22 protein-coding genes are annotated in these 24,169 nt (G+C 36.1%); 17 read left to right on the forward strand and 5 right to left on the reverse strand.

Annotated elements, in window-relative coordinates; translation table 11 throughout:
* Positions 1 to 110 precede the first annotated feature (110 nt).
* The 12 genes from ACG2F4_RS06725 (at position 111) to ACG2F4_RS06780 (ending at position 13,317) form a co-directional block, all read left to right on the forward strand.
* Positions 111 to 839 carry a PIN domain-containing protein gene (locus tag ACG2F4_RS06725; RefSeq protein WP_395259452.1) on the forward strand — a complete coding sequence of 243 codons (729 nt, stop codon included), beginning with the start codon at positions 111 to 113 and terminating at the stop codon, positions 837 to 839.
* Between the two features lie 155 nt (positions 840 to 994).
* A complete protein-coding gene (locus ACG2F4_RS06730) occupies positions 995 to 2,200 on the forward strand; it encodes a hypothetical protein (protein ID WP_395259453.1) in 1,206 nt (401 codons plus the stop codon).
* 152 nt (positions 2,201 to 2,352) lie between these two features.
* The gene (locus ACG2F4_RS06735) at positions 2,353 to 3,114 is read left to right on the forward strand and encodes a hypothetical protein (RefSeq protein ID WP_395259454.1); all 762 of its coding nucleotides are present in this window, start codon (positions 2,353 to 2,355) and stop codon (positions 3,112 to 3,114) included.
* Positions 3,115 to 3,378: 264 nt separating this feature from the next.
* The gene (locus tag ACG2F4_RS06740) at positions 3,379 to 4,359 is read left to right on the forward strand and encodes a restriction endonuclease (protein WP_395259455.1); all 981 of its coding nucleotides are present in this window, start codon (positions 3,379 to 3,381) and stop codon (positions 4,357 to 4,359) included.
* Positions 4,360 to 4,552: 193 nt separating this feature from the next.
* Entirely contained in the window at positions 4,553 to 5,110 is a 558-nt protein-coding gene (locus ACG2F4_RS06745; RefSeq protein ID WP_395259456.1) for a hypothetical protein, read from the forward strand.
* Between the two features lie 130 nt (positions 5,111 to 5,240).
* Positions 5,241 to 6,176: an SH3 domain-containing protein gene (locus ACG2F4_RS06750; RefSeq protein WP_395259457.1), complete on the forward strand. Its 936-nt coding sequence runs from the start codon at positions 5,241 to 5,243 to the stop codon at positions 6,174 to 6,176.
* Positions 6,177 to 6,338: 162 nt separating this feature from the next.
* On the forward strand, positions 6,339 to 7,097 hold the full coding sequence (locus tag ACG2F4_RS06755; RefSeq protein WP_395259458.1) for an NERD domain-containing protein: 759 nt from the start codon (positions 6,339 to 6,341) through the stop codon (positions 7,095 to 7,097).
* A gap of 224 nt (positions 7,098 to 7,321) precedes the next feature.
* Positions 7,322 to 7,825: a hypothetical protein gene (locus ACG2F4_RS06760; RefSeq protein WP_395259459.1), complete on the forward strand. Its 504-nt coding sequence runs from the start codon at positions 7,322 to 7,324 to the stop codon at positions 7,823 to 7,825.
* Between the two features lie 159 nt (positions 7,826 to 7,984).
* Positions 7,985 to 8,659, forward strand: coding sequence for a hypothetical protein (locus tag ACG2F4_RS06765; protein WP_395259460.1), 675 nt, complete (start codon positions 7,985 to 7,987; stop codon positions 8,657 to 8,659).
* A gap of 29 nt (positions 8,660 to 8,688) precedes the next feature.
* The gene (locus ACG2F4_RS06770; RefSeq protein ID WP_395259461.1) at positions 8,689 to 9,633 is read left to right on the forward strand and encodes a restriction endonuclease; all 945 of its coding nucleotides are present in this window, start codon (positions 8,689 to 8,691) and stop codon (positions 9,631 to 9,633) included.
* A 124-nt stretch (positions 9,634 to 9,757) separates the two neighbouring features.
* The gene (locus ACG2F4_RS06775) at positions 9,758 to 10,504 is read left to right on the forward strand and encodes a restriction endonuclease (protein ID WP_395259462.1); all 747 of its coding nucleotides are present in this window, start codon (positions 9,758 to 9,760) and stop codon (positions 10,502 to 10,504) included.
* A gap of 176 nt (positions 10,505 to 10,680) precedes the next feature.
* On the forward strand, positions 10,681 to 13,317 hold the full coding sequence (locus tag ACG2F4_RS06780) for a TrlF family AAA-like ATPase (protein ID WP_395259463.1): 2,637 nt from the start codon (positions 10,681 to 10,683) through the stop codon (positions 13,315 to 13,317).
* Between the two features lie 226 nt (positions 13,318 to 13,543).
* Here the strand turns inward: ACG2F4_RS06780 and ACG2F4_RS06785 are convergent, their stop codons facing one another.
* On the reverse strand, positions 13,544 to 13,819 hold the full coding sequence (locus tag ACG2F4_RS06785; RefSeq protein ID WP_395259464.1) for a helix-turn-helix domain-containing protein: 276 nt from the start codon (positions 13,817 to 13,819) through the stop codon (positions 13,544 to 13,546).
* Positions 13,820 to 13,917: 98 nt separating this feature from the next.
* Between ACG2F4_RS06785 and lexA the strand changes: the two genes are divergently transcribed.
* Positions 13,918 to 14,559, forward strand: a complete 642-nt coding sequence (lexA, locus tag ACG2F4_RS06790) for a transcriptional repressor LexA (protein WP_395259465.1) — start codon at positions 13,918 to 13,920, stop codon at positions 14,557 to 14,559.
* On the opposite strand, the gene ACG2F4_RS06795 is transcribed toward lexA, so the two are convergent.
* On the reverse strand, positions 14,556 to 14,867 hold the full coding sequence (locus tag ACG2F4_RS06795) for a hypothetical protein (RefSeq protein ID WP_395259466.1): 312 nt from the start codon (positions 14,865 to 14,867) through the stop codon (positions 14,556 to 14,558). The two genes, lexA and ACG2F4_RS06795, sit on opposite strands and share 4 nt — an antisense overlap.
* A complete protein-coding gene (locus tag ACG2F4_RS06800) occupies positions 14,854 to 15,552 on the reverse strand; it encodes an SOS response-associated peptidase (protein ID WP_395259467.1) in 699 nt (232 codons plus the stop codon). Before ACG2F4_RS06800 ends, ACG2F4_RS06795 begins: the two co-directional genes overlap by 14 nt.
* A gap of 123 nt (positions 15,553 to 15,675) precedes the next feature.
* Between ACG2F4_RS06800 and ACG2F4_RS06805 the strand changes: the two genes are divergently transcribed.
* The 4 genes from ACG2F4_RS06805 to ACG2F4_RS06820 all read left to right on the forward strand — a co-directional run bounded on the left by ACG2F4_RS06805 (position 15,676) and on the right by ACG2F4_RS06820 (position 20,942).
* Positions 15,676 to 17,001: a Y-family DNA polymerase gene (locus ACG2F4_RS06805; protein ID WP_395259468.1), complete on the forward strand. Its 1,326-nt coding sequence runs from the start codon at positions 15,676 to 15,678 to the stop codon at positions 16,999 to 17,001.
* 58 nt (positions 17,002 to 17,059) lie between these two features.
* A complete protein-coding gene (locus ACG2F4_RS06810; RefSeq protein ID WP_395259469.1) occupies positions 17,060 to 18,613 on the forward strand; it encodes an LA2681 family HEPN domain-containing protein in 1,554 nt (517 codons plus the stop codon).
* A 363-nt stretch (positions 18,614 to 18,976) separates the two neighbouring features.
* Entirely contained in the window at positions 18,977 to 19,873 is an 897-nt protein-coding gene (locus ACG2F4_RS06815; RefSeq protein WP_395259470.1) for a tetratricopeptide repeat protein, read from the forward strand.
* Positions 19,857 to 20,942 carry a hypothetical protein gene (locus tag ACG2F4_RS06820; RefSeq protein WP_395259471.1) on the forward strand — a complete coding sequence of 362 codons (1,086 nt, stop codon included), beginning with the start codon at positions 19,857 to 19,859 and terminating at the stop codon, positions 20,940 to 20,942. Before ACG2F4_RS06815 ends, ACG2F4_RS06820 begins: the two co-directional genes overlap by 17 nt.
* Before the next feature lie 60 nt (positions 20,943 to 21,002).
* Here the strand turns inward: ACG2F4_RS06820 and ACG2F4_RS06825 are convergent, their stop codons facing one another.
* A complete protein-coding gene (locus ACG2F4_RS06825) occupies positions 21,003 to 22,535 on the reverse strand; it encodes a hypothetical protein (protein WP_395259472.1) in 1,533 nt (510 codons plus the stop codon).
* 3 nt (positions 22,536 to 22,538) lie between these two features.
* Positions 22,539 to 23,882, reverse strand: coding sequence for a DUF4365 domain-containing protein (locus tag ACG2F4_RS06830; protein WP_395259473.1), 1,344 nt, complete (start codon positions 23,880 to 23,882; stop codon positions 22,539 to 22,541).
* Between the last annotated feature and the right edge of the window lie 287 nt (positions 23,883 to 24,169).

Genomic DNA, 24,169 nt, shown 5'->3' on the forward strand with positions numbered 1-24,169 from the left:
TCTTGGGTTTTAAACTCATCTTTTGTTAGTTGCTAATTCAACAGTAATACGTAAAGGCACCTTATACGCAATGTCGTTAGCATGCTTAATTCCATTTCAATATGATTAGTTTGGTTTTTGATACCAATATCTGGATTAGTTATGTAGCCAAGAATTGGCCTGCTGGCATAATTGATCAAATCAAAGAAAAAAGAGATTCTGGAGAAATCATTTTATTAACCAATGATATCATTATACAAGAGTGGGAGAGAAATAAAGAAACAACTTTAAAGGATGTAGCTAAAAAAGCAGATGAAGTATTTTCTTATACAAAAAAGATGTTTGAAAACTTTGACGATGAAATGGAAGATAAATATGGGGAACTGGTCAAGGATTTTTTAAGCCATCGAAGTGAGTTTATTGAAACTGCTAAACAACAAGTTGAAGAAACTGAAAAATTAATTAAGGAATGTGATGTCACACCTATTACTGATGAAATGAAAATCAAAGCTGCAGAATGGGCTCTTCAGAAACAAGCACCTTTTATCAAGAATAAGAACAGTGTTGCTGATGCGATAATAATTTTAAGTTCTGCCCAATATCTAAGGGAAAAATCCATTGGCATTACTGATTCAATATTCGTCTCATATAATCATGAGGAGTTTTCTAGCAAAGAAGATAAAGACAAGATTCATCCAGATCTAGAAGATCTCCTCAAAGAAGCAAATATGACATTCACCAGACATCTTGGAAAGGCTCTAAGATTACCCGACAAAATGCTGAAAGAAATTGATGAATATATTGAGTACAGGGTCCAAGATTGGATAGAAACTCAAGCAGAAATTGCTCGTGGAAAATAATATAACAGGAGGCAAACCCGCCTTTAACGCGGACAGGCCTCGCCATTTCCTTGCCTCCCTTTCATTTATTAGTTAAGCTTTCATTTTAAAACTAATTCAACATTCTGGCGCCTGCCAGTTATACGCCATGTCGTTATATGTGGCTATCATATTCTATGAATAAATTCAACAAAAAAGGAAAAGAGGCCGAAGAAGCTACCTATGAATTATTAACTTCTTCATACCTATCACACTGGACATTTATTAATCCAATGGATGTGGATGGTGATAAAAAAGAAATATGTGACATCTTGATTTTTTTTGATGGGCATTTGTTTCTAATATCTGTCAAGAATTATGCATTTAAAGGAGATCATGAGAAATTTTTCAGAAAAGTGATTGAAAAATCATCTCGTCAACTTCATGGGGCAGAAAGAAAAATTACTAATAGAGATAATATTAAAATTATTCATGAAGAGCGTGGCGAAGTCGTCATTAAAAAAGAGGAAATTACTGATATTTATTTAATAACAGTATTTCATAACGATGATTTAGAATATTATCCTATTCACGACTTAAAAAAAGAAGACAAGCCCATCTCAATTTTTCTGCAATCCTACTTTGAAAAAGTAGTAAGCGAATTTGACACCACTTCAGATTTAATAGACTATCTGATTAAACGCCATAATTTATTATCAAATAACGAAAACGTTTCTTTAAACGGAAATGAGCTTGATTTAGCAGCAGTTTATTTAACAAATGCCCGCGAATTCCCTTCAGAATATTATCAGAAAGTGGATCACGTTCTATTAGATATAAGTGACGAATGGAATAAGTATGACCAAAATGAACAAACTAGATTAAAACGGTTAGCAGATAAGCCAAGCTATTTTATTGATTGGCTCGTAGAAGAATTTATTCTTAAAAACTATTCCAATCCTGCTAATACTAAATTAGCAGAAGTGCTACTTAATTTAGACCGATTAATGAGAAGAGTTATTACAGATTCACTTTTTGAGCTGATCGACAAGCACAAAGAGAAAAAAGAGTTTATAGCACGCCGTGTTTTCTCAATTGATGATCATTATTATGCCCTTATATATGTTAGTAATGATATCTTACAATCCGACCTTGCTGAGTGGTTATGTGAAACATTAGCTGTAGGCACCCACATTTATTTCGCTGATAAAAAATCATCAAATCATATAGTTTTAATAACTAATCAAAAAATTCAACCAGTATACTATGCTTATTGGGGAATCGGGGAAGAGTTAGATGAATCATATCTGGAAGAAATAGAAAAAAGGTGCAAAGAGTATGGGTTTCTTCAAAATTTGAAAGGATTTAAGAAGCACTACAGCGAATATCCCAGCGATATATAACTCGCGCATTAAGGCACCTTATGCGATGTCGTTAGGGCAAGTTAAATTCATTCAACCAAAAACCGCTAAATCTTGTGTGCAACTTTAGTTTTTTAAAAAACCAATTCACCGATTTTGATAACAACTTAGCACAAACCTTTTTAACAGGTGTGATGAATGAAGATATATTCGAGGATTTTCCTAGCAATGTGCCTAAAAAGATTGAAGCACAATGGAAAGATGAAATCGAATATTTAGCCGATGGAATTAGGGAAAATAAGAGAGGGACAACAGATAGAAATTTCAGGTATATACGTCCATTAATAAAAGTGTTTGGTGATGCTAACTTCCAAGATGGTTATAATTTTGATTTCCAAAAGCTTCATTTGAAGCAAGAGTATATTACGTATTTCACCTTCTTAGAAGGTATTTTTCAAGACTATCTACGAGTGATTTTTAAACAAAAACCGGAATTTATATCAGGAGAAAAACCTGTTGAATGGCAAACAATATTAGATCTTAAAAACTTTGACAACATCCATGACTATTTGATCGAGAAAGAGTTAGAAAAATCTGGATATCAAAAAGTTTCTGACTTAATTAAAAAATTAAATAACAAACCTTACGTATTTAAAATAAGACTCAAATCAGATGAGATTGATAAACTACATGAGCTAATACTTGTAAGGAATTTCTTGATTCATAACAATTCCAAAGTATCAAAAGATTATTTAGCGTTTGTTGAAACCTCCGATTATAGTTTGGGAGAAGAATTTAAACTAGATAGAAATTTCCTGTACAAAAGTTATGACTTGATATCACATGTTAGTTTTGAATCTCTTTCAGCCATTGCAATTAAACTTTTCGATAAGGAATATGGTGATCTTTGCAAGGAGTTCCAGCATGTGGAAAACTATGAGTTCAATTGGAGTTAAGATGCCCACTTGCCCTAACCCGCCTTTAAGCGGATGTGCCTCGCCAATTCTTGCCCGCTTCCCTTTTATTAGTTAACCTTTCATTTACAGGTAATTTCAACACGTTGGTGCCTGTAGCTTATTCGCAATGTCGTTAGGTACAAAAAAAAGATATTGTACACATTTTAAAGCTATTCGTTTAGTCATAGTCCAGTCATTTTTGTTCTATTTAAACTTTACCAAAGCTTTAGAGGCTGTGATTACAATTTTAAGCTTACAATATTTATGCCTAAAAGAAGTAATGATTTTCAGAGACTTATAAAGCTAATTGAATCTCAATTGGCAGAAGAAAATATTACTGTAACTGAATCTAAGTTGCTTGAAGATAAAAGAAACGGCGTCCAAAGGGAGGTAGATATCCTCATTGAGACAGAAGTGAATGGACACCCTGTTAATATTGCAATCGAATGTCGAGATCAAAAAAGAAAATCGGGAATGCCATGGATAGACTCATTGATTGGCAGATTTAAATATTTGCCTATACATAAAATTATAGCTGTTTCCAGGTCAGGTTTTACAGATACTGCTTACGAAGCTGCAATAAAAAGTAATATTGAACTATTAACACTTGAAAATGCAATTGAAGAAGATTGGGGCAGAGATGTAAAGAATATTGATGCGATGTATATAACACTAGTTAGATTTATACCTGTATCGATTTTTTATGAATCTAACCGAGTTCTTTTCGAGAAAGATGAATCAAAAGTCAGTGTTTTTAACCTTGAAGGAAAAAGACTTGGAAATTTGGATGAGTATCGTGCCTCCATTTTTAATAAGCCGGATATTAAAAATCCAATGAGAGAGACTCTTATAAAAGCTTATGACGAGGAAAAAGGAGATTTCAAAAAAGGCAACATAGCAGAAGCTAGATGGGCTTTGAAACAGCCTCTGGTTCTAAAGGATGATTTTGGATTTGCGAGCGAGATAAATTCAATCTCTTACAAATTTAAATGTGAAGTAGAAAAGGCGTCTGTAGCTACTCAAAAATATAAATACGGAGAGGCACAAGTCGCAACAGTTACTAATGAGATGCACGACATGAAAGTAATGATGAGTGTCAGCGAAAGTAAACAACGTGAACCCAATTTAGCTATATTTTTAGAGATTGAATTAAACAATGGGAAAGTATTTAAGGATGAGATAATTACTGCGCCACTTCCTCAAAATGAAGGTCCAATTAAATTTACTAGATATATGCTAGGTTAACCTAAACTAATTTGTGCCTAACCGCGCAATAACTCGGACAGGCATCGCCATTAACTTGCCCCCCTTTCATTTTAAAACTAATTCTATATTCCGGCCGGTTATGCGGATGTCGCCCGATTCTCTACTTTTAACTGGCTGAATAATTGGGAGGGGCTCATTAGCCTGCTAATTTTAATTTAACAAGTCTATAAAAATGATTTTACCTGACGAAGTAACTTTGATCAAGAATGGAGAAGTTTTTAAAGAAAATATACCTGCTGATGTTCAACCTGAAATAATATTTATCGATAACCATAAAATTCCTCTCGAAGAAGGGGATATTTTACAACGTACTTTGCCAAATTGTATCGAAGAAAATTACAAAGTTCTAGATAAAGGATTTTTTTCAAACAATTCAGGTGGGGAATATCAAGCAAAAGTCAAAAAAGTAACAACGTTATCTAACGAGTCAGATAAAACAGTTTTTAATCTTCATGGTGAGAATTCGAGAGTTAATATTAGTTCTAATGATAACTCAATTAATATTGTCGACAAAAGTTCACAAGAATTCTTTGCTGATTTAAGATCCACAGTTGAGAATGAGATTCCTGACTCAGAAAAAGAAGAACTGCTTAAGAGAATTGAGGAGTTAGAAAATTCAGCAGGAACAGAATCTTATTCCGAAAACTACGCAAAATTTATGGCTATAGCCGCTAATCACACAACTGTTTTAGCTCCTTATTTTCCAGCCTTACTTCAGTTGTTAACTTAATTTTAGCAGGCTAACCCGCCTTCTCGTGCTTGTTTTACTTTCTTGTCAGCAAATAGTAAACTGAAATTGAATTAAAAACTGTAAGGCCGGTTATGTACAATGTCGTTTGGCCAACTCAGAAAGTTAAATCATGAATGAGGACAAGGAAAATAAAAGAATTCAGTTTTATTTGAGCGAGCAATATCAAAAAAGTATGGAACAGCTTAGTAATGCTATAAAAACAAATGCGTTAGCTGGACTTTCCCAACAATTCTCGGAAATAAATAAAATTGCGATAAATCCATCACTTAAACTTGCTGAAGCTCTAAGTTCTGCAAATTTTCTACACGATTTTGACTTTGCAAAAATTGCAAAACTAAATGAAGAAGTCTTTTCTCAATTCAATGAACAACAGCAGAAAATTTATCAAGAGTTAAATCTTAATATTGCTAATAACATTGCTGCATTAGCTAATAATATAAATACTGCTGAACTTGCTATTGCATCAGTAGCTAATCTCCCACGAGTTGATTTTAAAAAAATCAATGAAGTTTATAAGCAGGAATTAGCTTTAGAAGAATTTGATAGAAGTTCTAGGGAAACCCTCCTTGAAGATATAAATCATTTTTTCAGAAAAAAGATTGAAGAACTGCCAAAAGGAAAAATAAGTGCTCATGGCCTGCTACATTTATATATGGCAGTTTTAACAACTATTTCCTTGGTTTTAACTTACTCTCAATCTCAAGTTAACAATCAAGTATCTGATAACCTGTCCACCTTAAATGAAAACCAGGTGAAATCCAATGAAATACTGACAGACCTAAATCAAGAAGTGATTCCGTTACTTAACGATTTAGCTAAAGATGACAGTGAAGAACTAATTTATATTGTTACAAAGGAGTCACCTATAAGGGAACAAGCTACCAGCAACGCCGATACCCTTTATAGAGTTTACCCTAACCAACCCGTCAAAATTTTAAAAGACCAAAAGAGATGGTTCTATGTTGAGTATTTTGACTATGAAAAATCAATTCCGAAAATGGGATATATTTACAAAGGTAATGTAGAAAAATATAATTCTAAATAAGTTGGCCTACCCCCTTTAACTCGGATACACCTCGCCTATTCTTGTCAACCTCTCTTTTTATAGTTACTCTTTTATTTGCAGACAATTTCAATACGTTGTCGCCTACAGCTTATGCGCAATCTCGTTATAGGAACCTGTTGAACATAGTTTAAAAATATTTCAATGGACGATTCAGCCACAGCTTTGTTGGTGTTATTAGTGATAATCGGTTTTGTTTGGCTAATTCCACTAATGCGTAAAAAAATAATGAACCTATTTAGAGGTTGGTTTGGTGAAAAAAAGACTACTTTCTATCTATGGCTATCACTCAATTCAAAAGTTTACCGAAGATTTCATGATGTCATCATTAAATCGAAAAAGGGTACAACCCAAATTGACCACCTTCTTGTATCACCATATGGGCTGTTCATAGTAGAAACAAAGAATAGGAAAGGTTGGATATTTGGATCTGAGGATCAACAAAAATGGACCCAGTCACTATATGGGGATAATTATTCTTTTCAGAACCCGATTAGGCAAACCTTTAGACAAAAAAAGATTCTATCAGAATTTTTGGGCCTTAATGAATCAATCATACATACTGTTATTTACTTCGTTGGCAATTGTAAATTTAAAACACAACTGCCAGATAACGTATTAAACTCCCGGTTAGGCAAATACATTAAGCAGTTTAAGGATCGAGTTCTTTCGCCTGAAGAAATTGATCAGATAGTCAATGAAATTGATTACTTCGTTTCTGAGTCTTCACTCACCACTAAAGATCATGTGCAATCATTGCGTGAAAGGCATAATTCAATAACAGTTTGCCCGAAATGTGGTTCGAAGCTAGTTGAGAGAATAGCAAAAAAAGGTCATAATGCTGGCACGAAGTTTTTAGGATGCGAAAACTTTCCACAATGTCGATTTACAAAGGACTTATAACAGAAACTAAGCTGCATTAAAACGCATTTAGCTGGGCATAAAATTCTAAAACGTACCACAAGGCGATCTATAATTGCCTTCAAGGGAACATACCGCGTCATCACCTGCCAACTTTTGGCTTTTTAGCTTTCCGTTCGTTACTTAATAGATTATTGTTATTCCGAGGGCACCTTAAGCACCAGGTCGTTATACGGCCTTTAATAAATCGAATAGAATAATTCATCATGCTACGTAATCAACTTTTATTCATTGTTTTCACAATATTTTTAACTTCTTGTGTAACTACTTCAAACATTCCTACTGAAGTTTCATCTGAAATACCAGATGACGCAAATGCGATTGAACTGTATTCTAATGAATCATCATCTGACTTTTATAAAACAATCTACCAATACCTCGCTTCAGAAGGATTTAGCATTTCTCAAGAAAATAGCGAAATGGGTACGCTTTCTACTGGGTTCAAAGAAGTTGGACAAGAAACAACTTTAAAAATCGACGTATTTGTCGAGAAAAATAACAATGGAAGTAAGGCTACATTAAGAGGTTCTTGGAATGTAACATCTTCAATGGGAGCTGGAATTACAGCTGCAACTGGGGCAAGCTTAGGCGGTACTTCAACAGAAAGAGCAAGTTGGGATCAATCAGGTCGTCCGAAAGTTGCCTTCGGTGAAATGGCTATAATTGCCAAAGACATTAAGCATCAAAAATTAGAATATATTACAGATTAAAAGTATTTTGGCTGGCCATATTACTCGTCTTTAATGAGACGCTCCTCGCCATTCTTTGCTCCCCTCTTATTAATTAGTTAACCTTTTATTTTATAATTACTTCAAAACGTGTCGCCTGCCGGTTATGCGCAAAGTCGTTAGATTGTTAACATATTAACTATGGGATCACAATTAACTGCTGAAGAGATAAAACAAAAGTTTGTTAAATCATATCCTCAGGATTCAGGCTTATTGGCCTACTATCTTTGGAATGATATTGCTCACCTTCATCAGAATTGGAAAAATTACCGAATATTTTATGGGACTGATCAAGAAACAATTGAGTTGTTAAATGAACTAGCTCCCTCCTTTTTTAATTCATTGCAACGAATTTTGAGGCATGAAATAATTCTCTCAATTGGTAGACTTACTGATCCACCTTACTCTGGCCGAAATAGAAAAAAAGAAAATGCATCGATCAAAAAGTTATTGGAAGAAGTAACTTCTACACTGGATAGTGATGTTGAAAAAGAATTGCAAAAAGAGCTGAAAAAGCTCAAAAAACAAACATCTAAGATCAGGGACCTCAGGAATCAGATAATTGCTCATTCGGATTTACCAACAAGATTAGAACTCAGATCTGATCCCTTACCTGGCATAAGTAGAGCTGAAATTGAAGAAACCTTAGTAACTATCAGAAAAATTTTTACAAAAATTGAGAAAGAGTTTACTGGTTCCACAAGTTATTTTGAAGGAGTAGTCACGACTGACGATGCGAATAGTATTATTGGCTACTTAAAAACAGCTAGAAAGTATCATGAAGAAGAGTACAAAAGATTAAAAGGAATAGAATAGCAACTTATCCTCGTGCAGTTCATCAATTTATGACCAATAATAGAGATTATTCAAAACAAATTTCACCTGCTGCTCTTCATGCTTTAAAAGAGGCATTAACATATATTTATTGGTTTAAATCAGATTTAAGAAGCTTCTTATCTCATAGTCTTCAAGATTCTCAATTAATCGCAAGGCTTAATTGGGACGATTATAAAAGGAATGTTGTAGGCAACCTCGTGGATTTTCTTGCTCGAAACGAAGATATATATCAAAGAAAACTCTTGAAGTTGATGACTGATGTGGCCAAAGTTGACGATTTTAGTCATTTGGCACGAGTAGAAGATGGAGAAGAAAAAATTGAAAGAGCTGAAGATTCCGTAAAAGCCCTCCAAAAACAAATAAAAGGACTTGAGGATATTTTGGAGGAAGAAAAAGAAATTGAAAAAAGACGCGAAGAAGCCCATCAAAAAATGATGGAAGCTACTGCTGTCAAGGAAAAGCTTAAGGAGCTTAAAAAGATTTACTACGACTTGCTTTCTTCCGATGATCCACAGCAAAGAGGTTACCAGCTTGAAACGATCCTGAAAGATTTATTTGAACTATTTGATCTCGATCCAAAAGCTTCTTTCAAAATAAAAGCCGAACAAATAGATGGTGCTTTTACATTTGAAAACACTGATTATTTACTTGAATGTAAATGGCAAAATGATCCAGTTAATGCCCAAAATTTGGATAGCTTAGCAGGTAAATTATCTCGAAAACTTGAAAATACCTTGGGCCTTTTCCTTTCGATAAATGGTTTTTCTCAAGATGCAGTTGATGTTCATTCTTCTGGTCGAAGTCTAATGATATTAATGGACGGTAGTGATTTAATGGCAGTTTTGGAAGGAAGAATTGATTTAATACAACTTCTGCTTAGAAAAAGGCGATCAGCAGCCCAAAAGGGGAATATTTATCTTCAGATTCATGAAATACTGGTTGGTGGAACCTAATCCCTTTAAATTCAGACACACCTCGCTAATTTTCTGCCGCCCTTGGTTTTAAAACTCATCTTTCGTTAGTTGCTAATTCAACAGAAAGGCCTCTTTTGCACAATGTCTTTATACATCATAAACTATGTTAATAACAGATAACACACCAGGAGATTGGAGAGCTTTACAAGACGAGGTTGCAGCTATCCTCAGAGAATGTGGTTTCGATGTTGATATAGAACGTACCTTTGATACTGTTAGAAGTTCAGTTGAAATAGATGTATACGGAGAAGAAGAAATAGATGGTCGTACTTATACTATTGCATGCGAATGCAAACATTGGACAAGAAATGTCCCACAAGGTATTGTTCACTCATTTAGAACAGTTTTAAGTGATCTTGGTGTTAACTCAGGTTATATCATTTCAAGCAATGGATTTCAATCGGGTGCTTTTGAAGCATGTGAGAATACCAATTTAGAATTATTAACTTGGCAAGAATTCCAGTCTGAATTTATTGAAACGTGGCTTGAGGAATTTCTTTCACCGATTTTGCAAGATGAGCTAGATCCTATTCTTTCCTATACAGAACCATTAGTTCCTACGTGGTTCACTCAGGTTCCAGATCATGAAGTTCAAACTCTGCGTGAACTTAGAGAAAGATATATGCCATTTGGGATGCTTATCATGACATTTATGCCGTATGCCGATTTCATGCGTGAAGATGGTTTTCCTGAATTACCTTTAAGGCAACATATGGCAGAAAACATAGAAATGATTCCAGATCCAATACTTGACGCAGTAGGATATCGAGAATTCATGAACCATGCCATAGAATATGGCACCCAAGCAATCGAAGAATTTCGTGAGGTGAGGAGGAGAAATGAAGTATAACCCGATTTAAGCGGGCAGGCCTCGCCTATTCTTGCTCGCCTCCCATTTATTAGTTAATCTTCCATTTGTAAATAATTTCAACACGTTGGCGCCTGTAGCTTGTACGCATTGTCGTTAGTGGGCTTCAAGTGTATTATGTTATTATTCATAATAACATTCAATTAAGAGTAAAAATAATGGCAAGGCTTATCGGGCAAAAATGGAGAAAGTTTGACTTACATCTTCACACTCCTGCATCTCATGATTGGTCAGGTGGAGAAATAACACCAGAAGAATTTGTAAAAGCTGCTCTAGATAACGGTTTAGATGCAATTGCTATTACAGATCACAACACTGCAAACTGGATTGACAGAGTAAAAATAGCCGCTGATACTACGCATTTAAAAGTATTTCCAGGCACTGAGATAACTGCTTCAGGTGGTGAAGGTGGTATACATATAATTGCGATATTTGATCCAGAAAAAAATGAGGGCGCTGTAAATGATTTGCTTGCAAAAGCTGACATCACATCTGAAATGCGTGGCAATAAAGAAGCAATTTCTTCCAAAAGTGTAAATGATATAGTTGATTTAATATACAATAGCGATGCTCTTCCAATACTTGCCCATGCAAATTCAAGTAAAGGTGTTTTAAATGATATGAGAGGGCAACAACGAAACAAAATCATGAATAATCCACGTGTTGCAAGCGTGGAAGTAAGTGATACTGAGAGGTATCGGTCTTTATTGGATGGGAATGATCAAAATTACAAAAGAGCTTTACCTGTTCATAGAGCATCGGATAATCCTGCTACCGGTGATAATGGACATTCTTTGGATGGAATTGCGTTGCAGTACTCATACTTTAAAATGGATGAAGTAAACCTCAATGGCTTAAGACAATGTTTCTACGATCCAGAAATAAGAATAAGAACGGATGAAGATATATCTCCATTATCTGAATCAATAGGTCCTTACATCAAAAATATTTCAGTTTCTCAAGGATTTTTGAGTGGTTCCTATCAATTTCATGAAGGATTAAATTGTATTGTAGGTGGCAAGGGTGTTGGAAAGTCGTTATTAGTTGAAGCAATAAGGTTTGGTTTAAGTCAAGAATCTGAGTTAGAACAGATCTCAAAAGATCATAAAAGTAAACTCGAAAAAAGGTTTGGTCTTGGTTGTTCAGTAGAAATACAAGTTGTTTCAAAAAGCGGGCAGGAGTTTAAAATAACTAGAGTTTATAATGGAGAAACAAATCCAACTAATGTTATAAGACCCTCAGATAATACTGAGTATGATGGTGAAGTTGACGAGCTTTTTCCAATTATGGCCTACAGCCAAACAGAAGCAGTTGAAATTGCTAGGGATGAAACAGCTCAGTTAAGTCTTGTTGACAGATTACTTGATTTGACATCATTATTCCGAGAATTGAGAAAAATTCAGGAACAGTTGAATGCTCTAGATCAGGATCTTGCTAATTGCATATCTGAAGCTGAAAAGTGCAATCAACTTAAAACAGAAATTGCAAGTGTAGAAGAAAAAATAGCTGAAATTGATCGCCAGTTGGGGTCTGGAGAACATGTAACATATAACGAAATGTTAACTAAAAAGGACTATTTGGATGAACATACTCAGCAACTAAATGAATGGAAAAAATCATTAAGAGAAGAAAAGGAAAATATAGACTCTGATGTTTTGCCCGATCTACCAGATGAACTTGAAGATGATACTTTATCGAATGACTTTAATGATCTCTCTCTTACTAATAAAGAGGAAATCAAAACATCGCTACAGGAATCTATAGATCTTATTGAAAATAAGATCATGGAGTTGAAAAATTTGAGAGAAGATTGGGATAATGAACTGGAAAATGCAAAAGAAGCCTATGAAGAATGGGCAGAAGAGGCAGGTGGAGATGCTCCGAGTCTTACCAAAAAAAGAGAAGAGTTAAATCTCGAATTGAAGGATTTAAAAGAATTGCTAACAAATTCTCAATCAATAGCAAACAATGCATCTGATTACAAAGTTAAAAGAGATGAACAGCTTGATAAATTAGAAGTTGTTAGAAATCGCATATTTGAATTAAGGTCAAACAAATATGATGAAATTACTGAAGCCACTGAAGAAAGGCTCCGTTTATCACTTACAAAGAACGGGAATCGGGAAAGATTTGAAGAACAATTAATTGAAATATGCAGAGGTACACACACCAGACACGAAGACTTAAAAAAACTTGCTTATAAAATTAGACCAAGAGAATTTGGAAAAATTCTTCTTGAAGACGATGCTACTGAGTTGGAACAAGTTACTGGCATTGATGGAGATTTAGCAGAAAGAATTTATGAGGGGGCATGTGAATCATTAAATATTCAGGAGATACTTTCCCTTCAACATCAAGATCTAATGGACGATGCCCCAACTATTGAATTAAAAAAACAAGATGGTTCCTATGGAAAACTATCCGAGTTATCAATAGGACAGAAATCTTCAGCATTACTTATGATTGCATTGACAGATAATGACTCTCCAATTTTAATTGATCAACCAGAAGATGCTTTGGACTTAGCATCAGTATTTGAAGATATAACAACCCCAATTCGATCTAGAAAAGAACAAAGACAGTTTTTACTCACAACTCACAATCCAACAGTTGCTGTTGCAGGCGATGCAGACCGTTTTCAAGTTCTTAAAGCGACTTCCAGCACTACTGATATATCAGTTCATGGAGCAATAGAAAGAAAGGACGTGCGAGAAGAAATAATATTACACCTAGAGGGAGGCGAACGGTCTTTTGAATTAAAGACAAAGAAATACAAAAAACATTTACAGAATTAGGCAGTAAGCTCACTAAACAGTATATACCGACAGACCTCATCAAGTCTTTTATAATCATGGGTTTAGGTGCTTCTTTCGTTAGTTGCTAATTCAACAGAAATGCGTGTGTTTGTTATGCGCAATATCGTTAGGTATCCTACTCTCTATTATTCAGTTCAGGGTTTATTAGATGCCTGTAAAAGGATGGTGTTTACTACAACCTCTTTCAGATTATGGTGGATTATCATTATTCAACTTTACCCTCGTTCAAAAAAGCTTCTATATCATCAATATTGTATCGAATTGTACGACCCTTCTGTGAATAAGACAGCTGATTGCTATCCCTTAGATATTGGATATGACGTCGAGAGCATTGAAGCATTTCCATTACTTCTTCAGTTGTAAGCCATTTCCTCCTGGTAGCTTTGCGAATAATTTCAGGCATTTCTTCCCGCAGTACTTGTTGGACGGCCTCATAAATTGCTTCTTCTAACTCTTCTTTATTCGGAATAAATACATTCATGATAAGTGGTTTTATTACAATTAGTCGTAGGTAAGTATGCAGGTTTTGAATCTATATAAAACGTTCTTACATTATGTACGAACGTTCATAAGATGGCTATGGATTCTCTTACCCCTAAACAGAAACAGTTTTACGACAGCTTGATCAGCTTCTTTCGCAGGCATCAGCGTTTGCCTTCTCACCGCGAGGCAGCTGATATCAATGGACTCCAATCAAAAAATAGTTCGCTTCAATATCACCAGGCTTTGGAAGAAAAAGGATATTTGGAAAGGGACGAGTCTGGCAATTACCGGTTTACCTCGGCTGTAGATATATGGCCGGGATCTGACGAGGCAGGAACTTCTATTCCGGTGTTGGGAGAAATTACAGCCGGTGCTATGCAGGAAGCAGTACAGGCAGACCTGGGTGAGATTACATTCAGTCATCTTTTTCCCAACGTAGAGAACGTCTTTGCTCTCCGGGTGAAAGGCATGAGTATGTCTGGGCTTGATATATCCGATGGCGATTATGTGTTGCTATCAAAAACTGAATTGCGAAATGGAGACGTAGGAGCTGTGCTATATAATGGGGAAACCACCCTCAAAAAAGTTCACAAAGAGAAAGACAGGATTCGCCTTAAACCTGCCAATCCCGAATTTGACGATCTTGTCATCGAGCCCGATGAGGCCGAAGAGGTACAAACCCTTGGAAAATATTTAGGACACATAAACCAGCATGGACTCTTTAAGTCTCCCTATTAATCCAACAGCATGCCCGCTTCTTCATATACAAGGTACCAGCCTACCTTTCGCGTGTCGAACACAATATCCAGGTAGCGGTCATCTTTGGTTTGGAGCGTAATATGAATCTGTTTGTGGCCGTGACCGACTGGTTCTTCGTGGCATTTGCGAATCTTCTGGACGCGATGAACCTGCCCGTTTTGGCGCTTGATGCGAATTGGCTGCAAGCGTTTGGTTATCCCGTTTTGCTTGTCGGAAAACGAAGCTACCGTCGTAATGACGATCAGTGGCTCGGGTTCTTTCTCGCTATGCTTGCTATTCCCACTCATCGACCTCTTCAATTAAATCTGGTTCGTTATTTCTTACATTATTTACTTTTTGTGATACAGGATAACGGTACATGCCATCATCAGGATACGGCTCAAATACTCCGGATTCTTTAATGGCCTTGGTATTCTTATTTTCGGGATCCAACCACCAGTCGAAGTCTTCCTCCGTGAGGATTACCGGCATGCGGGGCTTGCTGTTGTGTACCTCACCGACTGTTTGATTGTTATCAGTAGTGATAATCGTAAAAGATGGAATTTTCTTGCTTCCATCTTTGGATTCCCAGATGTAATACAGGCCAGCAAAGGGTACAATTTCACTATCTTTCAACCGAAAAGCATACGGGTACGAGTTACCATCCTTTTTGCGCCATTCATAAAATCCAGAGGCCGGTACAATGCACCGATACTTTTTAAAGGATGTCTTGTATGCTCCGTGTGAATCCACTTTCTCTTTTCGAGCATTGATGTATGGGTATTTCGGTTTCCCTTCCTTCTCATAGGGTGGGACCAGTCCCCAGCGAAACATTTCTATACTTCGGCTTCCATTGCGTTGCAATACAATGGGATTTTGCGTGGTTGGAGCCACATTGAAGTTCGGCAGTATTTCATCAATGTCGAAAGGGACCTCTAACATATCCTTGCAGGCCTCCTGAAATTTTATATCTCTCCAATATCGTCCACACATAATCTACTCCTATTTGATTGTTCAAATTGCTTTTGTAATATATGTACGTTCGTACATATAAAGTATAACAACCTTACGCTCATTGTCAATATGTATTATAGTGAAAAAAATAGTTGGCCGAAGATGCCCGATCCGGGCCGGTATCAGCTAAATAAGAACGTCCACAACATTACGCGGTACCAAACCATCACTGCCGATATGCAGCATCCGGGGAACAAGCCGCGCCTGTATGTGCACGTTGATATGAACGCCTTTTACGCACAGGTGGAGCAACTCTGCTACAATCTATATGGCATGCCGGTAGTAGTAGGTGGATGGCGCAAGCCGGATGGGACGGTCAAAGGTATTGTGGCAACGAGTTCATACGAAGCCCGGGCTTGGGGCATCAAGACCGGCATGAGCGCCTTGGAGGCCTACAAGCTTTGCCCCCACGTGATCTTCAAACAAGTGGATTACGAGAAGTACCGCGCCTTCAGCAAGCGGATTAAAGGCGTGCTGGACACTTTTTCTCCGGACGTAGAAGCTTATAGCATGGATGAGTATTTCCTGGATATTACCTGGAAGCTGGACGAATCCTATGAGCAATTGGTCGAATTTGCCTGGACCATGAAAGAAGCTATTTACGAAGAAACCAACCTTCGGTGTAGCGTAGGTATTTCAACCTCCAAAACCTATTCAAAGCTGGCTTCGGACCTGGAAAAACCGGATGGGCTCACAGTTTTAACAGAAGAGGAAGAAATTAAAGACAAAATTTGGCCACTGCCGGTAGATGAGGTCTGGGGCATAGGTAGTCGGCGATACGCAAAGATCAAAGGCCGAGGCATTACTAGTATAGGAGAAGCTATCCAGCGTGGTTATCCGCTTTTTCAAAAGTTGTTTGGTAAATACTTTGGCAAAATGCTGTGGGAGACGGTAGCCGGAAAGGATCGGGCCATTGTCAGTGATGATACCGAATACATTCCAGAGCGTGTCTCCTATGGACATACGTTTTCAACATGGACAGATGACCCGTGGAAGGTGGCTGGGGAATTTGCCAAGGCGACGAAGCAGGTCTGCTACCGCCTGCGAGGATACGGAAAGAAATCGGATAAATACTTTGGCAATGTTCGTTTCCAAGGGCAAGAGAAAGAAGGGTTCTCCTTTACCTTCCGAGCTCCTGGGCTGACTAACCTCGATGGATACGTGCTTCGAAATTGCCTACAGAAAGTTCTGCCGATGCTGTTCTATTGTAAAGACCAGGGGAAGAAATTTCGGGCGATCATGCTTGGGACTACCGAGTTAAATATGACTACCCAGGCCGAACTGTTTTTCCAAGAAAACCCCAAAGTCCAACGAATGTACCAGGCGATGGACTACCTGAATAACCGGTTTGGCTTAGATACTATTGACCACGGTATCAGCCAATTTGATGTGAAGGGGAATACGCATTTTAAGGAGCGGTCGATGTGAATGCTTTAAATAGTTTATTTAGATTAAAAACTTCCTTTAAAAAAGTATATAGGGTCTTATGAGTGATGAGAATTTGAATTTTGATGAATTGAGAAAGATTGACTCTTTGTCTGATTACAATAGTGATCAAGCTATTCAAATAATAGGTAGCTTGGGTGACTTTTCATATGATAGGAATTCTCTGAAGGGTATAAAACATGCTATATCACTGAGTGAGCAAATAAAAGATAAGCCACTCAATGAGGTGCAGGAGGCTTATTTTCATTACACTATTGGAAATTTATGGTCTTATAAGCATAAGATAGAAAATCCAAAGGGACAGAATAAATGGCCTTGGGAATCCGAAGAATTTGAAAAAATTATTATTAATCTTCGAAAAGCTCTTCACCTTTTAAGGGAAAACAGATATAAAGAGAAGTATTATTACTGTCAGATTAATACGAACCTAGGCAATCATCTCTCCCATCTTGGTCGGATAATAGGTGCTGTCGAATATTGGAATGAATGTATCCAAGTTGATGAAAATTTTGGAATGGCTCTTGGTAATTTGGGCCACGGGCTAATGCAATACTCAAGAATTGTTTATGATAAGGGCCACAAAGTTATCCTACTTAAAGTAGCTTATGGTCATTTAAATAAAGCATTAAATCTGAATATCACGGTTGAAGCACATAAGGGATTCAAGAAATGCATAAATCATATTACCTCAATATTAGATGGGGACTTTTTGGAAGAAGAATCTACCCTGGATAATTGGGATTTAGGAGAAACAGAAAGTGAAAAATTATATAGAAGGTGGGTATTAGATAAAAATCTTTTTTTAAATCCCTTAAATGATATTGGTTCTCACACCATTGCTGCTAGAGATATTTTGCATTTGCCCAATATTGTTACTGATATAGAAACTAACCCTTTTCACCATGGCTTATTTAACGTTATAAAACAAGAATTTATATCTGCAAGATATCTGTTTTATGAATCAGACATGACTGGAAAAAATAATGAGATTCATTTTTCGGATAAGAATAATCTACTTTATGATACATTGGATTATTCGTGTCATTCGTTATCGGTTGAAAAAATGAAGGTTGCTTATAAAAGTGCCTACTCCACCTTCGATAAAATAGCCTTTTTTATAAACGAATACTTCAACTTAGGAATACCCGAGAGAAGGGTGAGCTTTCGTACTGTTTGGTATAAAAATGATAGACTTAGAGATGAATTTGCTCAAAATAAAAACTGGCCTCTTAGAGGACTTTATTGGTTAAGCAAAGATTTTTTTGAAAATAACAAAGAGTTTAAAGAATGTTTAGAACCTGATGCCCAGAAGCTTAATGAAATAAGAAACCATCTTGAACATAAATATCTTAAGGTCCATCTATTTGGTGGGGCTATGACTTCTTCTTATTCGTCTGATGATTTGGCATATTCAATATCAAGATCCGAATTGCATGCCAAAACGCTAAGAATTTTAAAATTATCAAGAGCTGCTATAATGTACCTTTCGTTTGCAGTTCATGTTGAAGAACAATTTAGAGATAAAGGAAGGGATTCTTCAACAATTTCAGTGCCATTACCCCTGACTGAATTAATTGAGCATTTGCGTTATTGAGTAAATTTTAAAGTTCTTCAGTTTGATTATTCGATAATTTGAAGTTTCTATACAAAAACAATTCAACCTCCAGTAGCTCTATAAGTTCAGGTTGAATTAAGAGTTGCTTCCAGAGATCGATTATCTCTTTTTCGTTTAGCTCCCCCTTTATATAATATGTTATTTGCTTGCTGATCAATTCTTTCTCGAAAAAATTAAACTGTTTATATAGTAAGACCGATTTGGGTCAGAATACTTACAGAAAATGTTGGATTTTCCAGTTTTCTCAAGGATTTTCCATTATCCCTTCTTCTTTATCTCTTAATAGCATTGTGATATATTGTACTTCAAATTATTGAAATCGTTTAATCCGTATTTATTTTGATGCATATCCTCATTCCTCGAAACAGCTTGTTAAAGGAGCTATTCCCGAAGATCAAAAATCCTGAGAATTTATCTGACGAAGACATTGCAGCCATAAAAAATGCCTATTCCATAACTAACGTAACGCCAGAGGTTGAAGTCGAAGATGATATAATAAAGATCATCTTCGATGAAGAGCTCATTCAAAAAGAGAGCGATAAGTTTAAGAAAGTGGTGCAACTCTGCGAGCAAAACAACTATTCCAAGGCGCTAACACTCGTAGATGAATTAATTGAACAAGATCCAGCCGTATCGGACTATCATCGTATTAAGGGACAAATATTTTTTGAACAAGGTGATGCCGAAAACGCTGTCGATGCGTTGATTGATGCGGTACGCTTGGATCCCGAAAATATTAATGCCCTAATCCTGCTGGGTAACCTTCATGCCAGGGCGTATTCTGACGCAGAATCGGCACTGTCGTTCTACGAAAGAGTGTTAGAGTTAGACCCTGAAAATTATTTGGCTATCAATAACTTTGGTGGCAATCTGGCAAACTTGGGGAAGTATGATGAGGCCAAACGATATTTTGAATTAGCCCATGAGTTAAAACCGGATTACCCAAATACCCTATATGGGATGGCTCTGATTGAGTCTCGTCAGAATAACTCTAAAGAGGCTTTTGATTATGTACGGCGGGCTCTAATTAAACTTGATCCTAAGAAACAGTCAGTACTTTACAATCAGGCTTTTCAGTTAATCAGGGAAGAAGCCCAAAAGTCTTTAAAGGGAGATTTAGGGGAATTGGTATCGCCCTACCAGGAAATTTTGGAGGAAAAATCTGAGAAAGGAATAGTTGTTGAAGCTTCTGCATCTATAATCTACACCGGCAAAACTGGAGGTGGCCGAAGTCCATAACCGAGAGAATCATGTCGTAAAATATCAGCCAAGTCGTGAGGGTGTGGAACACTTGGTGATGCACGAGCTTGGACACCTAGACCGGCAACTGGAAGCCAGAAATATTGGCAAGAATCAGCTTTTTACCGCGGACAGGCAGTGTAAAGAGCAGTTTAAGCAGGATAACCAATACATAGCTAATAAGCTTGAAAAGCAAAATATTCCTGAAGCCAAAATCCAGGGCTTTATCAATCAGATTTTTGATGGGTTAAATTCACAAGTCTATAATACTCCTATCGACCTTTTTATCGAGCAGAAGATATTTGATAAATTTCCTGATCTGCGGCCTTATCAATTCATATCCTTATTGAATTTAGAACAGGAATACATCCAATCAGCTACAAATAAGGATGTTCATGAATTTGTACCGAAGAAGATCATACGAATAAATAAGATACTGAGCCTGGTCAATACCATTCAATTTAAAGAGCTCTATGGTGTTGACTTAATTGAAGAATTCAACCCCTCTAAGAAAGAGATAAATGAGGCTAAAGAATTGTACAAGGAATGGTTGGCTTATTTCAATGATGGTGAATATGCTGTTGAGTACGAGCTAATCAATTTATGGGCAGATGACTTTGGTGTATCCGAGTATTTTAAACTTGTTGATGAGGATGAACGCATTGGCAACAGCCTTGATTCAACTGTTGATCAGATCGAAGAAGATCCTCTTTCGTTAGAGAATGATGAGTCAGTTGGCCAAGAAAGTTTTTCAAACAAGGGTGCACCTGCCGGTGAAATGTCAACGGTTATGTACATAGTTGACGCTCTCCAATTTTTTGAGGGCAAAAGTACGGACGAAATACGCAAGGTTGGGTTTGAAATTGGAATGCTTGGCCGTAACGGCATTGATACTGATACCCCGGAGAAGAAATATAGTCTTAATTCGATTCCTGGAAAGAAGTTTTCGGGACGCCACCTGTTAGCCTATATGTACACGGCTTTTCAAAAATTCGATCCGGATGTAGATACCGGTATTGACTTTGATGAGGAGTATGAGCAGGCTAAGGAGTTGTTTGATAAAGGATAAGAGTTCCCCTGCACTACCATCTACACTACCCACTACCACATATTCCTTTGTAATTCCAATTCATATATAATATTTGTACTCAGGTTGAACCGATTCTCCTTCTGGTATATGTTTCAAGATTTCACCTACTTTGTGTGCAAATGATAATGTAATTGGTACTCCATCAGTAAATTCACAATTATTGACATTCATCTTTGTCAAGGAAAGTACATCCCTAAATATATCTCTAGGTGCACTTTCACCAATATGTTGAACCAACTCCCAAGGTTCAGGAACGTAACCTTTAATATATTTTCGGAAATGAGGAATCATACCCATAGTATAAAGTAAGTGTTTACCTCCATTGCCCAAATTGATATGGGTACCTCTTAAGGGAGGATAGTTACCCTCTCTGAAAAACCTAATGCCAGTTTGTTTAAGTACAACAAAATCAGTTTGTATCCCAGGATAAACATCATCTATTCCTTCATAAAATCCTTCAATCTCATTAAAGTCTTCGTGTTCCTTTCCCCAGAACTTAGAACTCTTAAATAAAACCACTCTTTTGGGAGGAATTTGAGTAGCCTTTAGGTATTCATCTAATGCCTTCTTAATTAATTTACTTGCAAGTTTAGTTTTAAGGTGAGGTGTACCTCCGAGAGACTCAGAATCCCATTCAAACTTTTCACCTCTTAGAATTACCCCTTGACCTAAATAGTCAAATGCTGACGCAATACTAGATCGTATTGTAGTATTATTACTAAGTTCATCACTTTCTTTATCAACATAAAAATTAATACCTATATAACAGGTATTAGATTCTAGCTCAGTAGGTATCCAAGGTACTCCCCCCGCCTTATAATATTGAGCTACACAAAAATTCCAAGCTCTGGTGGATATATCCTGAAGGCTCTTTCTCTTGCCAGTTAAAGTCCCATGTTGCATGATCTGTATTGGAACAGGATTACGTTGCATCATAGCCTTTGCTTTAAGGACTCTTCTAAGATTGTAATAATAATTGCCATGTACTTTGACTGTATCGGCCTTTTCAACTATTTCCTTAGTGAGAGCTATAATTACCAAATCAGGTTTAGGACCAACTTCCAGAATACTTGAAAGGTTACTATTGATAAGTTCTACGATCTCATTTATTCGTGAATATTTATTATCATTATCTAATATTCTGCTTATTTCTCTAGAGTTAAGACTCCTTTGCCACCTTTCATTTGGAATAAATTCACATTCGAACGATGAATCTTTATTAAATCCTACAAAATCATAATCTACATTTTTATCAATGATGTCTCTCTCTGTAGTCAAACTATTGTCATTGGGAAATAACAAATTAGTTTCATTATCACTATTCCTACTTTTGCTTTTTTTGATGTTTTCACTTTCAATATAACTTGAACATTTATTTAGCCATTCAACTGTATTTGAAATAGTCTCTCTAGTTCCAATTATTCCTACTTTAATTTCATTAACATGTAGTCCTTTTACATTAAGTCCATATGGACCAAAATCATACAATCCAATTTTGGGATCTTCATGCTCAAAATAGTGTCCAAATCTTAAATTTGGCTCAGCAATGTAATCTATTTTAATATTACCCATTTATTAATAATCAAAAGTTAATTGGTCTTGACTATCTTCTTTATTCAATGGTGCAGCATCAACAAAAGGGGCAAAGTTAGTGTTACCATGAACAGGCATTCTTTCTATTATTAATATCGGTCGATAGAATAACTCTATTTCAATGTCTCTTTTTCTAACAGATTTGCCAGTATTAGAAGCCAAGACGTCAGACCAAAATAACACATCATTTAAGGCTCCAGGATTATAATTCAATGCCTTAACTTTAGTAACTAATCTACCAATTCTCTTAGATTCATAAGGTGTTTCACCGTCACTTGTCAGAAAAAACTTGGGCATTAATTGCATATACCATTCATCTCCTATTTGATGAAACTTGAATTCAAGAGCAGAATGACGCCAAAATTTATCAAGACCATACTCATAGTATTTTACTATAATTCTAGGTCTTACTTCCTGATGAGTTCTTACATTGAACCAACCTCTTTTGAATTCTTTAGACTCTTTATTAGGTAAAGCGAAATAACTTCGCCTAAAATCATTGCTATAATGTACACCTCTTCTATACAAGTGATCACCAACTAATTTATTGAGCAATGAAATGTACAACCGATATGTGTCGTTATCTTCCCATAACTTTTCTTTCTGTTCTTTTCTCATTTCAGAAATATTACAAAACTCTTTAAATACAGATCTTTCATCAGCCAGATAACTAAAAGAATATAATCTGTTCTTAAATAATCGAAATGGAGGGATATGACCTTCAATACTCTCAAATAAAGTTGTTGCTTTTTTAACGCTGGTTGGAGCTGACCAAACTTCGGGTAATTTTTTTATTCTTAATAAATTAGAAATTAATCTTTCTTTGGTGTTGAAGTCTACTCTAGGTGGGGCAATTTCACCTAATTCCAATAATTTTTCATAAACTTCAGTCCCGAAGATATCTTTAGACTTGTCAAACCTAATTTTATGAGGTTTTTTCCAAACATTAGATACATTATTAATGTAGTTATTAATGTGCTTCCAATATAGTTGATCATCTTCTGAATGATATATAATAAAAAGTATTGGAAAATTAGATTGATGCCAGTCTTTTAGATCCTTCTCTCGCACTTTACAACTAAATGAATCATCTTTATCCTGAACTATATAACTCATTCCAGACTTTGCCTGAAACTTTAATATACCGCCAGTTGTCTCATACTCTTGCTCTCCACTTGGTGTTACAAGTTGAATCTCACCATCTATACCATAATCATCCTTGGATATTTCTCGATAAACGCATTTTAATTCTTCATGCACTACTTGTTGTATTCGATCTAACCCTTTCCACTCTTGGATCTTAGACTTTGTTATTTTTTTACCCATTTTAAATGGCTTATTTAATTAATAACTATTCTAATATACATTTAATGAAGTAACTATCTTGAACCTTATTCCAGCAAGCTACAACAAGTAGATTTGAAGTTATAAAGAACTAAATCCATCCCATAATTCTATCAAGTTATTTTGTTCTGATTCCTACTAGCTAAATGAGAAATTTTCCACTCACACTGATTGGAATCTTTACCAAAAGAAGTAAGAATAATCTATCAACTTATATTTGCCATTTTATGAGAAGAGAGGCCTACTTAACACCTATTCCGATTTCACCA

Origin of the sequence: Halalkalibaculum sp. DA3122, from assembly GCF_043951865.1 — a bacterium.
In the GTDB taxonomy this organism is placed as follows: Bacteria; Bacteroidota; Rhodothermia; order Balneolales; family Balneolaceae; genus JAMQKA01.

What these genes read in the sequence shown, in the direction of transcription:
- ACG2F4_RS06730 (WP_395259453.1), top strand. Translation starts at nt 995, where the DNA reads ATGAATAAATTCAACAAAAAAGGAAAAGAGGCCGAAGAAGCTACCTAT.
- ACG2F4_RS06735 (WP_395259454.1), top strand. Translation starts at nt 2,353, where the DNA reads ATGAATGAAGATATATTCGAGGATTTTCCTAGCAATGTGCCTAAAAAG.
- ACG2F4_RS06740 (WP_395259455.1), top strand. Translation starts at nt 3,379, where the DNA reads ATGCCTAAAAGAAGTAATGATTTTCAGAGACTTATAAAGCTAATTGAA.
- ACG2F4_RS06745 (WP_395259456.1), top strand. Translation starts at nt 4,553, where the DNA reads ATGATTTTACCTGACGAAGTAACTTTGATCAAGAATGGAGAAGTTTTT.
- ACG2F4_RS06750 (WP_395259457.1), top strand. Translation starts at nt 5,241, where the DNA reads ATGAATGAGGACAAGGAAAATAAAAGAATTCAGTTTTATTTGAGCGAG.
- ACG2F4_RS06755 (WP_395259458.1), top strand. Translation starts at nt 6,339, where the DNA reads ATGGACGATTCAGCCACAGCTTTGTTGGTGTTATTAGTGATAATCGGT.
- ACG2F4_RS06760 (WP_395259459.1), top strand. Translation starts at nt 7,322, where the DNA reads ATGCTACGTAATCAACTTTTATTCATTGTTTTCACAATATTTTTAACT.
- ACG2F4_RS06765 (WP_395259460.1), top strand. Translation starts at nt 7,985, where the DNA reads ATGGGATCACAATTAACTGCTGAAGAGATAAAACAAAAGTTTGTTAAA.
- ACG2F4_RS06770 (WP_395259461.1), top strand. Translation starts at nt 8,689, where the DNA reads ATGACCAATAATAGAGATTATTCAAAACAAATTTCACCTGCTGCTCTT.
- ACG2F4_RS06775 (WP_395259462.1), top strand. Translation starts at nt 9,758, where the DNA reads ATGTTAATAACAGATAACACACCAGGAGATTGGAGAGCTTTACAAGAC.
- ACG2F4_RS06780 (WP_395259463.1), top strand. Translation starts at nt 10,681, where the DNA reads ATGGCAAGGCTTATCGGGCAAAAATGGAGAAAGTTTGACTTACATCTT.
- ACG2F4_RS06785 (WP_395259464.1), bottom strand. Translation starts at nt 13,819, where the DNA reads ATGAATGTATTTATTCCGAATAAAGAAGAGTTAGAAGAAGCAATTTAT.
- lexA (WP_395259465.1), top strand. Translation starts at nt 13,918, where the DNA reads ATGGATTCTCTTACCCCTAAACAGAAACAGTTTTACGACAGCTTGATC.
- ACG2F4_RS06795 (WP_395259466.1), bottom strand. Translation starts at nt 14,867, where the DNA reads ATGAGTGGGAATAGCAAGCATAGCGAGAAAGAACCCGAGCCACTGATC.
- ACG2F4_RS06800 (WP_395259467.1), bottom strand. Translation starts at nt 15,552, where the DNA reads ATGTGTGGACGATATTGGAGAGATATAAAATTTCAGGAGGCCTGCAAG.
- ACG2F4_RS06805 (WP_395259468.1), top strand. Translation starts at nt 15,676, where the DNA reads ATGCCCGATCCGGGCCGGTATCAGCTAAATAAGAACGTCCACAACATT.
- ACG2F4_RS06810 (WP_395259469.1), top strand. Translation starts at nt 17,060, where the DNA reads ATGAGTGATGAGAATTTGAATTTTGATGAATTGAGAAAGATTGACTCT.
- ACG2F4_RS06815 (WP_395259470.1), top strand. Translation starts at nt 18,977, where the DNA reads ATGCATATCCTCATTCCTCGAAACAGCTTGTTAAAGGAGCTATTCCCG.
- ACG2F4_RS06825 (WP_395259472.1), bottom strand. Translation starts at nt 22,535, where the DNA reads ATGGGTAATATTAAAATAGATTACATTGCTGAGCCAAATTTAAGATTT.
- ACG2F4_RS06830 (WP_395259473.1), bottom strand. Translation starts at nt 23,882, where the DNA reads ATGGGTAAAAAAATAACAAAGTCTAAGATCCAAGAGTGGAAAGGGTTA.